Raw genomic sequence first — 15,026 nt, 5'->3', positions numbered from 1 at the left:
CCGAGGACACTAGGCGCCGTTCCGGAAACCGACCGAGGCGACCCGGGCGCCGGCCGTGCCCAGGATCAGGTACACGTCGTGCACCCCGGCCGCGCCGGTGACCGGTGCCGTGACGTCCGCCCAGGCGTGCCGGTCACCGGTGGCCGGCACCTCCAGGGTGGCCGCGACCGGCCCGGAGAACGGCTCGTCCAGCCGTACCTCGATGCGGGCCCCGCCGGCCGGCGCGGACACCCGGGCGGTGACCCGGGTGGCGCCGCCGCCGAAGTCCACGTCGCCGAAGACCAGCCAGGCGGCGTCCTGCCGGGCGGCCACCGCGTCACCGTGCCGCGGGCCCGCGTCGACCAGCCGGGTGCCGTACTCGTCGTCGCGGTCGGCCGCCCGCAACGGCGCGGCCAGCGCGTCGCGCAGCGGAATCTCCTCGCCGCGTACGCCCAGCGTGGTGGCCGCGGTCAGGTCCGTGCAGGAGCGGCCGACCAGGACGGTGTGCCGCGCCGCCTCCACCACCATCCGGTCCCGGGTGACGTCGTGGCAGGCCAGGTCCGCCACCGTCAGGGTCAGGGTGACCGTCCGCTGTTCGCCCGGTTCCAGCCGGACCCGGCGGAATCCGCGCAGCCGCCGCAGAGGTTGCTTGATCCGGGAACGCCGCTGCCGGGTGTAGAACTGGACCACCTCGGTGCCCGGCCGGTCCCCGACGTTCAGCACGTCCACGCTGATCTCCACCCGGCCGTCCGGGGCCACCTCGTCGGCGTCGAGCCGCAGGTTCCGGTGCGCGAACCGGGTGTAACCGAGACCGTGCCCGAACGGGTACAGCGGATCGCCGCGGAAGTAGAGGTAGGTGGCGTCGCTCCCGATGATGTCGTAGTCGAGCAGGTCCGGCAGGTCGGCGGCGTCGCGGTACCAGGTCTGCGGCAGCCGGCCGGTGGGTTCCGCGGGACGGCCGTCGGCGGTCCGGCCGAGAAGCACGTCGGTGAGCGCGGTGCCGCCCTCCTGACCCGGGTGCGCCGACCAGAGCACGGCCGGCAGGTGGTCCTGCGCCCAGCCGATCGCGTACGGGTAGCTGCTGGTCACCAGCAGGGCGGTGCGCGGGTTCGCGGCCCGTACCGCGCGCAGCAGCGCCTCCTGGGCCGGTGGCAGGGCGAGGCCGGCGCGGTCCTCGGTCTCCCGGCCGCCGACCATCGGGTGGTTGCCGAGTACGACCAGTGCCACGTCGGCGTCCCGGGCCACCGCGGCGGCGGCCTCGAGCCCGTCGTTGACGAGGTCGACGGTGAACGCGTCGGCCTCCTCGGCGTCCAGCGCGTCGGCCCGCAGCACGCCGTCGTAGCCGACCGTGACGTACCGGTCGTCGGCCACGTGCCGGAGCAGGATCTGTTCGCCGCGGCGGACCGGCTCGAAGGTCTCCCGGACGATCCACTCGCCCGGTCCCGGGCGGTCGCTGACCAGCACGCCCTTCTCGTCGGCGCGCACGTAGCGCCGGTTGGCGGCGGCGCGCAGCGTGACCGTGCCGCCGCCCCAGTCGAGCACGTCGAACTCCGCGGCGGTGCCGCCGTCCGACGCCGGTGTTCCACTGGAGCGCTCCAGTGGAACACCAGCGTCGGGGCCGAGCCGCAGCGCCGTCCCGTCCGGCCCGCCGCCCGAGGTCACCACGCCGCCCGCGGTCCGCAGCCGGACGCGGTCGGCGCCCTCCGCGAAGCGCACCGCGTCCGGTCCGAGCCGCGCGGTCAGGCCGTCCCGGAGCGAGATCGCGTACGGCAGCGTGCCGCTGTACCAGTCGGTCAGCACGGTGTCGGCGAGCGGCCCGAGCACCGCCACGGTCCCGGTCCCGGTGAGCGGCAACAGCCCGGCGTCGTTCTTGAGCAGCACCACGCCGGCCCGGGCGGCCTCCCGGGCCAGGTCCTGATGCGCGGTGCAGTTCACCACGTCGACCGTGGTGGCGGCGTACGGGTTGGCCCCGGCCGGGTCGAACTCGCCGAGCCGGAACCGGACCGCCAGGACGTGCCGCGCCGCGGCGTCCACGTCGGACTCGTCGATCAGGCCGCGGTCGAGTGCCTCGGTGAGCCGGGCGACGGTCGGTTCCGGGTCCGGGCCGTCCTCGGTGAAGCAGTCCACGCCGGCGCGCAACGCCGCACCGAATCCGGTCGCGTGGTCCGGCAGGTACCGCTGGTCGCCGGCGATGGTGGTCACGGCGCCGGCGTCGCCGACGACCAGGACGTCGTCCGCGGCCCAGCCGCGCAGCTGCGCCGCCAGCAGTGGGCTGAGGTGCGCGGGACGGCCGTTGACCAGGTTGTACGACGCCATCACGGCGACCGCCGCGCCGGCCTCGAGCGGCGCCCGGAACGCCGGCAGTTCGTATTCGTGCAACACCCGCGGCGGCAGGTCGCTGGAGGTGCGGTGCCGGTCGGTCTCGTTGTTGTAGCCGAGGAAGTGCTTGAGCGTCGGCGCGGTACGCAGGTAGCGCGGGTGGTCGCCGCGCAGACCGGCGGCGTACGCGGTGCCGATCAGCCCGGTCAGCCACGGGTCCTCGGCGTACCCCTCCTCGTTGCGCCCCCACCGGGGGTCGCGCAGCGGGTTGACCACCGGAGCCCAGACGTTCAGGCCGGTGCGGTCCGGGTCCTTGTGGTGCAGCCCGCGCACCTCGTCGCCGACCGCCGCGCCGACCCGGCGGACCAGGTCCGGGTCCCAGGTGCTGCCGAGGCCGACGGCCTGCGGGAAGACGGTCGCCGGGCCGAGCCAGGCGACGCCGTGCAGCGCCTCGGTGCCGGTGCGGAACGGCCCGAGGCCGAGCCGGGGGACCGGTGCCTGGTGCTGGTGCAGCAGCCCGATCTTCTCCGCCGTGGTGAGCCGGCCGAGCAGGTCGTCGATCCGGTCGGACCACGGCAGGCCGGGATCCCGGAACGTACCAGGGGCCGTGTCCTTCATCGGCACTGCTCTCCTCGGCGGGCGGTCACACGCTTTCGAAGCGCTTCGACAACGATCCGGAAAAGGCTCCGCCAACCCGTGTGGTTACACGCTTGTTACGGCGGAGCCCTCTGAGGTTGGCACCACGCAGCAAACACGGTCAAGAGAAGAATGCAAATCCATCGATCGAAAGTTACGCAGGGACGGGCAGGTGTCCGGCCTCCAGCCGGTCCAGTGCCAGCGCCGCGCCGCCGGTCGCGGCCGAGCCGGGTTCGAGCGTGGACACCGCCACGTGCCCGGCCTCGCCCGGGGCCACCGCGCGGGCCTTCACTTCGGCCTCCACCGCCGGCAGCAACCAGTCGGACAGCGTGGCGAACGCGCCGCCGAGCACCACCACCCGGGGATCCAGCACGTCGGCCAGCACCGAGACGGCCTGGCCGAGCCGGCTGCCGGCCTCGGTCAGCGCGGTGCCGGCGGCCTCGTCGCCGGACCGCGCCAGTGCGGCGATCCGTTCCAGCTCCGGCGCGAAGTCGGAGACCGGCCCGTCCGCGTCGGTGTCCGGCAGGGCCGCGCGGACCAGGGCGGGCAGTCCGGCGTACGCCTCCAGGCAGCCACGCCGTCCGCACCGGCAGAGCGGCCCGCCCGGGTCGAGTTGCAGGTGACCGATGCGGCCGGCGAAGCCCTGCCCGCCGCGGACCAGCCGGCCGTCGGCGATGATCCCGGCGCCGATGTCCACCCCGCCGATCAGCGTCACCAGGTCGGGCGAGCCGGCGTGCGGGCCGTGGCGGTGCTCGGCCAGCGCCGCGAGGTTGGCGTCGTTGTCCACCGCGACCGGGTAGTCCGGCCGGTGCAACGCCTTGGTAAGCGCGGGCAGCAGGTCCAGGTCGGACCAGCCCAGGTGTGGCGCGAAGCGGACGCCGCCCGCGGTGGTGACCGGTCCGGGCACCGCCACGGTGAGCCCGAGGATCCGCCGGCCCTGCGCGGTGAGCTTGGTGACCACCCGTCCGGCCAGCGCGGCCACCGCCGCCTCGGCGCGGCCGGCACCGGCGCCCAGCCCGGGATAGGCGCGGCGCCAGGACAGCAGCCGCTCGCCGGCCAGGTCGAGCGCGACCGCCGCCAGGTGGTCGGCGCCCACCTCGAGACCGACCGCGGCGTACGGCCGGGTCTCCAGGACCAGCATCGCGGCGGGCCGGCCGATCCGGTTCTCGGTCAGGCCGGTGTCGCGCAGCAGGCGGCGGTCCAGCAGGTCGGCGACCAGGCTCGACACGGTCGCCTTGTTCAACCCGGTGGACGCCGCGATGTCCGCGCGGGAACAGGGCGCATGGGTACGCACATAGCGCAGCACCACGGCCAGGTTGGTGGTGCGTACGTCCGTCAGGTCCGCCGGTTGCGCCGCGCCTTGCGTACCGATCACGTCAGCCCCGCCTCCCCCACCCGGCCGCCCCGGTCCGGGTCCATCATGCCGTACCGCCGCCCGGGTACCGGGCGGCTCTCTTGTCCGTGCATCGACCGTCGGCTAATTTGTTTGTCTGCATTCCAAACTAACTCTACCGGGCAGTCGTCGACGCGGTCGACAGAATGGGAAGGAGCGTGCCGTGACGACACCCGCGAGTGCGTCCGTGAACCGCCGGACATTCCTCAACCTGGTCGGCCTGGGCGTGGCCGCCGCGGGCACCGGCGGCCTCCTCGCCGGATGCGGGGAGAAGGCCACCCAGGGTGGCGCCACCCAGAATCTGGACAAGCTCGCCGGGCTGGTGCCCGAGCACCGGCCGCTGGCGCTGAACATCAAGCCCGACGTGCTCAGCACCCGGCCGGTCCCGGACGGCTACACCACGTTCCCGTCCGCGCTGACCGACGCGATCACCGACCAGCCGGGCGCCGGAGGGCAGCCGATCCGGGCGATGACCCCGGTCTGGGGGCCGGCGCCGCCGAGCGGGGCGAAGAACGCGTACCTGGTCGCGGTCAACGCCGAGCTGGGCACGCCGGTGGAGTTCAGCGTGCAGGACGGCATGACGTACGCCGACAAGCTCGGCGCGGTGCTCGGTGCCCGGGACGTGCCCGATCTGCTGTGCGTGCCGGACTGGGAGGTGGAGAAGCTGCCGCGGTTCTCCGACGCGGTCAACGCGCTGTTCGAGGACCTCACGCCGTACCTGCAGGGCGGCAACGTCGCGGGGTACCCGATGCTGGCCACGCTGCCCACCGGCGCGTGGCGCAACGCCTGCTGGAACGACCGGCTGATGGCGATCCCGAACCCGACCGACGGGCCGTTCCCGCTGGCGCTGTTCTACCGCAAGGACCTGCTGGACAAGCTGAGCCTGACCTACCCCCGGACGATCGACGAGCTGTTCGAGGTCGGCAAGCAGGTCACCGACCCCGGCAAGGGCGTCTGGGCGTTCGACGACATCTTCCAGATGGTGCAGATGTTCCACAAGGCGCCGGGCAGCAAGGAGGGCTGGCGGCTGCGCGCCGACGGCACCCCCGAGCACAAGTACGAGACCCCGGAGTTCCGCCAGGCCGTGGAATTCATGATCAAGGTGTACCGGGCCGGGATGGTGCACCCGGACCTGATGGCCAGCAAGGGCGCGGACGCCAAGCAGCTGCTCCAGGGCGGCAAGATCCTGTTCAAGCAGGACGGCCTCGGCATGTGGCAGCCGATGCAGGCCGAACAGCAGCAGGTCACCAAGGGCTTCAGCGTGCAGCCGGTGCCGGTGTTCTCGGCCACCGGCGGCGACCCGCTGGTGTGGGGCGACGACGACCCGATCTCGTACACGTTCGTCAAGAAGGGCCTGGGCAAGGCCCGGGTCGAAGAGATCCTGCGGGTGATCAACTGGTGTTCCGCGCCGTTCGGCACCGAGGAGTTCCAGCTGCGCGAGTTCGGCGCCGAGGGCACGCACCACAGGCGGGCCGGCGGCGGCCCGGTCAAGACCGAACTCGGGTTCTCCGAGATCCAGAACCAGTACTTCTTCATCAGCGGACGCACCCCGGTCCTGCAGCCCACGCCGCAGACGCCGACGTTCGTGAAGGAGGCGCTGGCCTACTCGAACGCCATGGTGCGGTTCATGGAGAAGGACCCGTGGGACGGGCTCAAGTTCGAGATGCCGGCCCGGTTCAAGGCCCAGGTGGTACCGATCACCGACAAGATTACCGACATCCTCCGCGGCCGCCGGCCGATCGCCGACCTGGACGTCGTCGTCAAGGAGTGGCGCAGCAGCGGCGGTGACGAGGCCCGCGAGCTGCTCGGCACGGCGTTGTCCGACGCCGGGCGATGACCAGCGGCCCCGCCCTGGACGCGCCGCCGGCCGAGCCGAAGCCCGCCACCCCGGCCCCGGTTCCGCGCCGGCGCCGGGCACCGATCCGGGCCCGGCTGCGGCGGGACTGGCCGATGCTGGTCATGGTGCTGCCCGGCGTCCTGCTGCTGTTCGTCTTCCACTACCTGCCCATGCTGGGCAACGTGGTCGCGTTCCAGGACTACAACCCGTACCTCGGCGACAGCCCGCTGCGGGCGCTGCTGGAAAGTCCTTGGGTGGGCCTCGGCAACTTCCAGGTGCTGTTCGCCGACCCGGCGTTCTGGGACGCGGTGTGGAACACGCTGTCCATCACCGCGTTCCAGCTCGTCTTCTTCTTCCCGCTGCCGATCGCGCTGGCGCTCGTGCTGAACAGCGTGCTGTCTCGCCGCCTGCGCGGGTTCGTGCAGACCGTCGTGTACCTGCCGCACTTCTTCAGCTGGGTGCTGGTCGTGACGTTCTTCGTGCAGATGCTCGGCGGCGCCGGGCTGCTCTCCCAGGAACTGCGCCAGGCCGGCATCACGCCGCCGGAGATCATGACCAACCCGGACACGTTCCTGGTGCTGGTCACCGCGGAGGCGGTCTGGAAGGACCTCGGCTGGGGCACGATCGTGTTCCTGGCCGCTCTGTCCACCATCGACACCCACCTGTACGAGGCGTCCGCGGTCGACGGCGCCGGCCGGTGGCGCCGGACGTGGCACATCACGCTGCCCGGACTGCGGCCGGTCATCGTGCTGCTGCTCATCCTGCGGCTCGGCGACGCGCTGTCGGTCGGCTTCGAACAGTTCCTGCTGCAACGCGACGCGGTCGGCCGGCAGGCCGCCGAGGTGCTGGACACCTTCGTCTACCACCAGTCGATCGCGACCGGCGACTACGGCTTCGGTGCCGCCGCCGGCCTGTTCAAGGCGGTCGTCGGACTGGTGCTGATCCTGGTCGCCAACCGGCTGGCACACGCCTTCGGTGAGAACGGAGTGTATTCCCGGTCATGACGCCCACCGTGCCGCCCGGCCGCCTCCGGCCGGTCCGAAACCGCCGCCCGGCCTGGGAGGAGCCGCCCACCGCCGCCGGGCAGACGGCCAAGGGCGCCGTGCTCACCGGCGTCGTGCTGGCCGTGCTCATTCCGCTCTGGGTGGTGCTGGTGACCAGCGTGTCGTCCCGGGAGACGATCAACGCGGCCGGCGGGCTGGTGGTCGTACCGCGGGAGATCGACCTGTCCGCGTACCGGATCATCTTCTCCGGCGGCCAGATCACCCAGGCGTTGCTGATCACCTCGCTGGTGACGCTGGCCGGCACCGCGGTCAGCCTGACCGTCACGGTGCTCGCCGCGTACGGCCTGTCCCGGCCCGGCTCGCTCGGCCATCGCGGCCTGCTCTTCTACTTCCTGCTGACCTTCCTGCTCTATCCCGGCCTGGTACCGAGCTACCTGGTGGTGACCGGGCTGGGCCTCAAGGACAGCCTGTGGTCGCTGATCCTGCCGAGCGCGCTGAGCGTCTTCAACCTCGTGGTGGTGCGGGCCTTCTTCCAGAACATCCCCGGCGAACTGATGGACAGCGCCCGGGTGGACGGCGCCGGCGAGTTCCGCATCCTGTGGCGCATCGTGCTGCCGCTGTCCAAGGCGGTGATCGCGGTGGTCGGCCTGTTCTACGCGGTCGGGTACTGGAACGTCTGGTTCACCGCGCTGCTCTACATCGACGACAACGAGAAGTTCCCCATCCAGCGGGTGCTGCAGAGCTTCATCCTGGCCGGGCTGAGCCCGCAGCAGTCCGGCACCGCGATGGGCACCGCGCTGCCGCCGACGCTGGCCATCAAGATGGCGGTCGTGGTGGTCACGGTGGCGCCGATCGCGATGGTCTACCCGTTCCTGCAGCGGCACTTCACCCGCGGCGTGCTGATCGGCGCGGTCAAGGGCTGACCGGCGCGCCCGCCGCCGAGATGCGGGCAGGCACTCCGTTGAAGGTCACCGCCGGCGCCTCGCCCGGCACCGCGGCGAGCGCGATCCGCCGGATCCGGGCCGGCCCGTCGGCGGTGACCGCCAGCGTGTCGCCGTCCCGGACCGCGGTCACCACCGTGTCGCCGTCGACGTCGCTGAGCACCGTGCGGCCGTCCACGCCGCCCCAGCTCACCACGGTGAGGTCCGGGAACGGGCCGTCGCCCACGGTGTCGCCGCCCGGACCGACCGGGATCAGGGCGCCGAACCGGACGTACAACGGGATCCGGTCCGGCGGCGTACCCACCCGGTGGTGCCGGCCGCCGTCGAGCACCGCGCCGGTCCAGTGGTCCACCCAGCGACCGGACGGGAAGTACACCGGGCGGTCCGGGTCGGTGGTCACCACCGGCGCGACCAGCAGGTCCGGGCCGAGCAGGTACTCCAGCTCGGCGGTCCAGCAGGCCGGATCGTCCGGCGTGTCCACCAGCAGGGCCCGCATCATCGGTACGCCGGTGCGCGCCGACGTGACCGCCGCCGAGTACAGGTACGGCAGGAGCCGGTAGCGCAGCCGCAGCGCCTCGGTGGCAGCGGCCGCGGCGGCCGGCGGGAAGTTCCACGGCAGCCGGCTGGTGGTGCCGTGGAAGCGGACCAGCGGGGACAGCGCCGCGAACTGGGCCCAGCGTACGTACAGGTCGTCGGTGGGGGTGCCGGTGAAGCCGCCGGCGTCGTGCGACCAGAACGGCACCCCGGACAGGCCGTGGGACAGGCCGCCGCGCAGCGTGCTGGCCATCGCCGGGTACGTGGCGCTGGTGTCGCCGCCCCACTGGGCCGAGTGCCGCTGCCCGCCCAGGTACGAACTCCGCGCCCACACCATCGAATGCCCGGCCACCTCCCGGGTGACCGCGGCGGCGGCGTCGTTGAACAGCAACGTGTAGACGTTGTGCAGTTCCACGCCGGTCATCCCGTTGGCCGCCACCGCGTCCGCCGGCACGCCCTCGGCGAAGTCCGTCTTGAACACCGACACGCCCTGGGTGAGCAGCCGGCGCAGCTGGTCCTGGAACCAGGCGGTGGCCGCCGGATCGGTGAAGTCGATCAGGCCGCACGGCGGGAACGAGCCGTGCCACACGTCCGCCACGTACGCCGAGCCGTCCGGCCGGCGCAGCAGGTACCCGGCCTCCTCGGCGGCGGCGAACAGCGGGCTGAGATGGCTCACGTACGGGTTGATCCACAGGCACACCCGGAAGTCCATGGTGGCCAGTTCGGCGAGCATGGCGTCCGGGTCGGGGAACGTCTCCGGATCCCACACCAGGTCCGACCAGTGCCCGGGGCGCTGCCAGTAGCAGTCCAGGTGGAGCACGTCACAGGGGATGCCGTCGCGGCGCAGCCGGCGGGCCCGGTCCAGCGTGTGCGCCTGGCTGTCGGCGAAGAAGCCGGACGACATCCAGGTGCCGAACGCCCACTTGGGCGGCAGCAGCGGCCGGCTGGTGAGCCGGTCGTAGCGGTCCAGCACCTCGGCCGGGGTCGGCCCGGCCAGCACGTAGTAGTCGATCAGGTCGTCCGGCACCAGGATCTGCACGCAGCTGTGGGTGGACTGGCACATGTCGAACTCGACCGGCATGCCGCTGTCCACCACCACGCCGTAGCCGCGGTTCGACAGGTAGAACGGCACGTTCTTGTAGGCCCGGTCGGACTCGGTGCCGAACGCGTCGAAGTTCCACATCAGGGCGCGCTGACCGCGCTTGTCCAGGGTGGTGAAACGTTCGCCGAGGCCGACGAAGCGTTCGTCGGCGGCGGCGCCGAAACTCTCGTGGTACGCCGCCACGGCACCGTCGGCGAGCGAGCGGCCGAACGGCAGGGTGCGCAGGCGGCCGCTGATGTCGACCTCGCCCCGGTTCTGCTCCACCAGCAGCCGTCCGGTGTCGTCGGTGAAGCTCAGGTGCCACGGATCCAGGGTGATCTCGGCCCGGATCGCGCCCGCGCGCACGCTGATCCGGCCGTCCCCGGCGCGTACCTCCATGGGCCGTCCGGGCGGGTGGATCAGCGTCGTCGCCCGGGCCGACCGGGACCGGGCCTGCGGGTCGTCGCTGAGCCGGACCCGGAGCACGCCCTCGTCGGCGGCGCTGATCTGGATCACCAGGGTGCTTCCGTCCGGGGTGGCGCCCTTGAGCAGCACACCGCCGGCGTCCGTCGAGACCACCTCGGCCCGGGTCACCGCGCTGAGGCCCTGCTCGCCGGGCTCGCGTACCGGCAGCTCCGGGGGGTCGGCCACGAAGACTTCGCGCGCAACCAGCGGCGGACGGTACGGCATGTGCTCTCCTCAGCTCGAGTTAGCTGGGGATATTTTTTATAGATACACAACTAAGTGTCAATGCCGTCCCGTTTGTCAGCGGTACCTCCCGGCTGGCCGCCCCGTCGAACGCCATCCCCGGCGGCGCGCCCACCGTCACCCGCACGTCCCGGGCCGCGGTCAGCGTCACGCCGGCCGCCCCCGGCTCCCACCACAACTCGGCGACGGTGACCGCGTCCCGGGCGGCCAGCCCGGTCACCCGTCCACGCGGCCAGGCGTCCGGCCGGGCCGGCAACAGGTCGAGGCGGCCGTGCGCGGACCGGACCAGCATCGCCGTCACCACGGCCGGGAAACCGCCGGCCAGGTCGACATTGAAGATCGCGTTCCGGTTGTGCCGGGGCACCAGGTTCGCGCCCCAGTACCGGGTGGCCATCACGCGCACCGTGGCCCACGCCTCCTCGGCCAGCCCCAGCGCGGCGGCGGCCAGACCGAGCTGCGCCAGCCCGTACCCCATCTCGTCCGAGGCGGAGCCCGCCCACCAGGCCAGCCGGTCCCGGATCGCGGCGACCGCCGCGGCCCGCACCGCCGGGTCGCCGGTGATCAGCGGATCCGGCTCGTACCAAAGCGGCCACAGGTGCGACGCGTGCCGGTGCGCGGGCTGGTCGCCGAGGTCCGGATGGATCCACTCGGCCAGCCGCCCGTCCGCGATCCGGTAGCCGGGCAGCGCGTCCAGCAGCGCCCGGGTGCCCGGCGGCGGCGTCCGGTCCAGCTCCGCGGCGACCGCGAGCACGTTGCCCAGCAGGTCGCGGGCGACCGCCACGTCCATGGTGGCGTTCACGGTGGCCTGCGAGCCGGTGGTGGCGGGCGCGTTCTCCGGCGAGTACGACGGCGCGAAGACCGCGGTGCCGTCGCGGACCGGCACGACGTCGAGCAGGAACTCGGCCGCCGCGTACAGGAACGGCCAGGCCCGGTCGCGCAGGAACGCCCGGTCGCCGGTGTACCGCCAATAGTCGACGTACAGCCGGGCCAGCCACCCGGCGCCCGCCGTCCAGAACGTCTGGCACCACACCGGCCCGAAGTGGTTCTGCCGGCCGTGCGTGGACAGGTGCACCGGCGTGAGCAGTCCGCGCGCGCCGTACAGCCGGCGGGCGTTGCGGCGCAGGTCGTCGCGCACCCGGTCGACCAGGTCGAAGAGCGGCAGAAGCAGTTCCGGGGTACCGGTGGGCAACAGTGCGGCAACCGCGGCGGGCAGGTTGCCGTCCAGCGTGTACCCGCTGGACCACGGCGGCGTCCAGGTGCCGCTCCAGACGCCCTGCAGGGTCGGCGGCAGGTCGCCGGAGCTGCTGATGATCAGGTGCCGCCCGGCGTCGAAGAGCCGCTCCACCAGGGCCGGCCCGAACGGCAGGTCGGCGGCCGGGCGCTCCCGGTCCATGGGGTCGGCCCCCAGGTCGAGGCGCACCCGGCGGAACAGCTCGCCGTGCACCGCGGCGTGGGCGGCCAGCATCGCGCCGAACGACGCGTCCGGCGCCGGCCCGGCCGGGCCGGCGCCGGGGGTGGTGCGGAGCACGAGGACGGTGTCGCCGTGGAGGGCGAGGTCGCCGGTGGACGCGGTGGCCGGCGGCGTCACGCGGCAGTCGACGCGATAACCGGTCAGTGCGCCGGGCCAGGTGGCACCGTCGAAGCGGCCCCGCAGCGTCAGCCGGTCCGGGCCGGCCACCACGGTGTGCGAGAACGGGCGCGGCGGGGTGCCGTCCACCGGCATCAGCCGCAGCGTCCCGGTGAAGCCGCCGCCCGCCGACAGGCGGACCACCACGGCGTCGGCCGGGCGGGAGACGAACGCGTCCAGGCGTACCTCGCCGCCGTCGTCCCGCCAGGCGAGCGTGACCAGACCGGACGCGACGTCCACCGACCGCCGGAAGTCCCGGGCCGGCCCGCGCCGGCGCGGGCGGATCCGCAGCGTGGCCGCGCCGATCAGCGGATCGATCCACACCGTCTCCGCGTACGCCGGTTCCGCCGCCACCGCCGCCGCGTGCACCGCCGTCGCCGCGTCCGCGTAGCGGCCCGCCGTCAGCAGGTCGCGCACCCGGGGGAGGAGGTGCGCGGTGTCCGGCGGGTCGAGCGGCGGCCCGAGCGGCAGGAACAGCCGTTCGTGCGAGACGGTCACCCGCAGCTCGTCCGGCGTACCCCAGCAGAGCGCGCCCTGGCGGCCGTTGCCGGCGGCCATCGCGTCTTCCCAGCCGTCGTTGACACCCTCTGGCACCGCACCTACTTTGGCTGGATTCCAAACAAAAAACAAGCGGGGGTACGGCATGCCACTGTGGTACGGCGGCGACTACAACCCGGAACAGTGGCCGGACGACGTGCAGGCCGAGGACGTCGACCTGATGCGCCGGGCCGGCGTGACCATGGTGACCGTCGGCGTGTTCGCCTGGTCGTGGCTGGAGCCGGCGCCGGGCCGGTACACGTTCGGCGGGCTGGACCGGGCGCTGGACCGGCTCGCCGCGGGCGGTGTCGCGGTCGCCCTGGCCACCCCGACCGCGTCCCCGCCGCCCTGGTTCGGCCTGGCCCACCCCGAGGCGCTGCCGGTCACCCCGGACGGGGTGCGCCTGAGCCACGGCAGCCGCGACACGTACTGCGTGAGCGCCCCCGCGTACCGCGACGCCGCCCGCCGGATCGCCGCCGCGCTCGCCTCCCGGTACGCCGGCCATCCCGCGCTGGCGCTCTGGCACGTGCACAACGAGTACGGCACCACCTGCCACTGCGACCTCACCGCCGGGGCGTTCCGCAGCTGGCTGCGCGCCCGGTACGGCGACCTGGACACACTGAACGACGTGTGGACCACCGCGTTCTGGGGACAGCGGTACACCGACTGGGCGCAGATCCGGCCACCGCGTGCCACTCAGTACCTGCCCAACCCCACCCAGGTGCTGGACTTCCGGCGGTTCACCTCGGACGAGCTGCTGGCCGCGTACGCCGAGCAGCGCGACCTGCTGCGCGCCGCCACGCCGGAGGTGCCGGTCACCACCAACTATGTGCTCGGCGGCTGGGTGCCGGTGGACCACGCCCGCTGGTCCCGCGAGGTGGACCTGGTCGCGATCGACCACTACCCGTCCGACGCCGGGCCGGCCGCCGAGGAGGAGACCGCGTTCGCCGCCGACCTGGCCCGGGGCTGGGCCACCCACGGCACCGGTACGCCGGACTGGCTGCTGATGGAGACCGCCCCGAACCTCATCTACACGCCCGGCCGGATGCACACCAAGGAACCCGGACGGATGTCCCGGCACAGCCTGGCGGCCGTCGCCCGGGGATCCCGCGGCGCGATGTACTTCCAGTGGCGGGCGCCGCGCGGGGGCGCCGAACTGTTCCACTCGGCCCTGGTGCCGCACGCCGGCCCGGACAGCCGGGTGTTCCGCGAGGCGGTCACGCTGGGCGGGCAGTTGACCCGGATCGCGGAGGCGGTCGACGGCCGGGTGCAGGCACCGGTCGCCATCGGGTACGACGAACCGTCCGGGTGGGCGCTGCAGGCTCCGGCGCTACCGGCCACCGGTCTGGACCCGTGGACGGAGGCGCAGCGCGCACACCGGGCGCTGTGGCGGCGCGGCATCACGGCCGACGTGATCGGCACGCTGGACGGCGACCTCACGGCGTACCCGATGCTGATCCTGGCGGTCCACTACCTGATGTCCGACGCCCAGGCCGCGGCGCTGCGCACCTGGGTGGCGGCCGGCGGACACCTGGTGGTGACATACCTCAGCGGGGTCGCCGACCGGCACGGCCGGATCCGCACCGGCGGCTACCCGGGCGCCCTGCGCGACCTGCTGGGGGTACGCGTGGAGGAGTTCCACCCGGTCGCCGCCGGTTCCCGGGTGCGGCTGTCCACCGGCGACACCGGCGACCTGTGGAGCGAGACGGTGCACTGCACCGGAGCCGAGGCGCTGGCCAGCTACGCGGGCGGCGTGCTGGACGGGCGACCCGCGATCACCCGGCACGGCTACGGCGCGGGCGTCGCGTGGTACGTCTCCACCCGCCTCGACGAGCCGGGACGGGACGCGTTGCTGGCGACCGTGGCGGCCGCGGCCGGGGTGCGCCCGGCGTGCTCCGGGTTGCCGCCGGGGGTGGAGGCGGTGCGGCGGGTGGGTGCCGACCGCTCCTGGTTGTTCCTGCTCAACCACACGACGACCGACCACGAGGTGGATGCCGACGGCGTCGAGCTGCTCACCGGCGCCGCGGTGTCCGGCCGGGTCCGCGTTCCGGCCGGCGGCGCCGCCGTGGTCCGCACCGCAGCCTGACCCACCCGGAAGGATCGGGACGTCCCAGGCCGGGTCTTGCGCCCCGGCTGTGTGGAGGTGGGGTGCGCTGGGTGCCGGAGGTTCCCACGGGGGGTTGGGGGTGTGCGGGTTGTGTGGAGGTGGGGTGCGCTGGGTGCCGGAGGTTCCCACGGGGGTTGGGGGTGTGCGGGTTGTGTGGAGGTGGGGTGCGCTGGGTGCCGGAGGTTCCCACGGGGGTTGGGGGTGTGCGGGTTGTGTGGAGGTGGGGTGCGCTGCGCGCCGGAGGTTCCCACGCGGGTCGGGGGTGCTCGGGTTGTGGCGGTGAGGTCAACTCCGCGACGGAAATCCACACGGCGTTGGGCGGG

General features: G+C 73.4%; 8 protein-coding genes. 4 read left to right on the top strand and 4 right to left on the bottom strand.

Annotation, left to right across the window (positions count from 1 at the left end; genetic code table 11):
- Window positions 1-9 precede the first annotated feature (9 nt).
- Together LDL48_RS09720 and LDL48_RS09715 are read right to left on the bottom strand one after the other, a co-directional pair.
- The gene (locus LDL48_RS09720; RefSeq protein ID WP_225254694.1) at window positions 10-2,916 is read right to left on the bottom strand and encodes a glycoside hydrolase family 3 C-terminal domain-containing protein; all 2,907 of its coding nucleotides are present in this window, start codon (window positions 2,914-2,916) and stop codon (window positions 10-12) included.
- Between the two features lie 172 nt (window positions 2,917-3,088).
- Window positions 3,089-4,309, bottom strand: coding sequence for an ROK family protein (locus LDL48_RS09715; RefSeq protein WP_225254693.1), 1,221 nt, complete (start codon window positions 4,307-4,309; stop codon window positions 3,089-3,091).
- 181 nt (window positions 4,310-4,490) lie between these two features.
- Here LDL48_RS09715 and LDL48_RS09710 point away from each other — a divergent pair, with 181 nt between their 5' ends.
- The 3 genes from LDL48_RS09710 to LDL48_RS09700 are packed head-to-tail and all read left to right on the top strand — an operon-like array spanning window position 4,491 to window position 8,091.
- Entirely contained in the window at window positions 4,491-6,164 is a 1,674-nt protein-coding gene (locus tag LDL48_RS09710) for an extracellular solute-binding protein (protein WP_225254692.1), read from the top strand.
- Window positions 6,161-7,168 (top strand): ABC transporter permease, encoded by a 1,008-nt coding sequence (locus LDL48_RS09705; RefSeq protein ID WP_225254691.1) that lies wholly within the window; start codon window positions 6,161-6,163, stop codon window positions 7,166-7,168. The genes LDL48_RS09710 and LDL48_RS09705 overlap by 4 nt, the downstream gene beginning before the upstream one ends.
- Complete coding sequence (locus tag LDL48_RS09700) at window positions 7,165-8,091, top strand: carbohydrate ABC transporter permease (protein ID WP_225254690.1); 927 nt, start codon at window positions 7,165-7,167, stop codon at window positions 8,089-8,091. The genes LDL48_RS09705 and LDL48_RS09700 overlap by 4 nt, the downstream gene beginning before the upstream one ends.
- On the opposite strand, the gene LDL48_RS09695 is transcribed toward LDL48_RS09700, so the two are convergent.
- Both LDL48_RS09695 and LDL48_RS09690 read right to left on the bottom strand, forming a co-directional pair.
- Window positions 8,081-10,414, bottom strand: a complete 2,334-nt coding sequence (locus LDL48_RS09695; protein ID WP_225254689.1) for a TIM-barrel domain-containing protein — start codon at window positions 10,412-10,414, stop codon at window positions 8,081-8,083. The genes LDL48_RS09700 and LDL48_RS09695 overlap by 11 nt on opposite strands.
- A gap of 19 nt (window positions 10,415-10,433) precedes the next feature.
- Window positions 10,434-12,653 carry a glycosyl hydrolase family 95 catalytic domain-containing protein gene (locus LDL48_RS09690; protein WP_225254688.1) on the bottom strand — a complete coding sequence of 740 codons (2,220 nt, stop codon included), beginning with the start codon at window positions 12,651-12,653 and terminating at the stop codon, window positions 10,434-10,436.
- 49 nt (window positions 12,654-12,702) lie between these two features.
- On the opposite strand from LDL48_RS09690, the gene LDL48_RS09685 reads away from it, so the two are divergent.
- A complete protein-coding gene (locus LDL48_RS09685) occupies window positions 12,703-14,682 on the top strand; it encodes a beta-galactosidase (protein WP_225254687.1) in 1,980 nt (659 codons plus the stop codon).
- Window positions 14,683-15,026: the final 344 nt, after the last annotated feature.

This window comes from Jidongwangia harbinensis (assembly GCF_020216025.1).
Lineage (GTDB): Bacteria > Actinomycetota > Actinomycetes > Mycobacteriales > Micromonosporaceae > Actinoplanes > Actinoplanes harbinensis.
Note: the sequence above shows the minus strand (reverse complement) of the source record. Positions and strands in the feature narration are given on the sequence as shown.

Coding starts and splice junctions, on each gene's coding strand:
- LDL48_RS09720 (WP_225254694.1), bottom strand. CDS start 2,916: ATGAAGGACACGGCCCCTGGTACGTTCCGGGATCCCGGCCTGCCGTGG.
- LDL48_RS09705 (WP_225254691.1), top strand. CDS start 6,161: ATGACCAGCGGCCCCGCCCTGGACGCGCCGCCGGCCGAGCCGAAGCCC.
- LDL48_RS09700 (WP_225254690.1), top strand. CDS start 7,165: ATGACGCCCACCGTGCCGCCCGGCCGCCTCCGGCCGGTCCGAAACCGC.
- LDL48_RS09695 (WP_225254689.1), bottom strand. CDS start 10,414: ATGCCGTACCGTCCGCCGCTGGTTGCGCGCGAAGTCTTCGTGGCCGAC.
- LDL48_RS09685 (WP_225254687.1), top strand. CDS start 12,703: ATGCCACTGTGGTACGGCGGCGACTACAACCCGGAACAGTGGCCGGAC.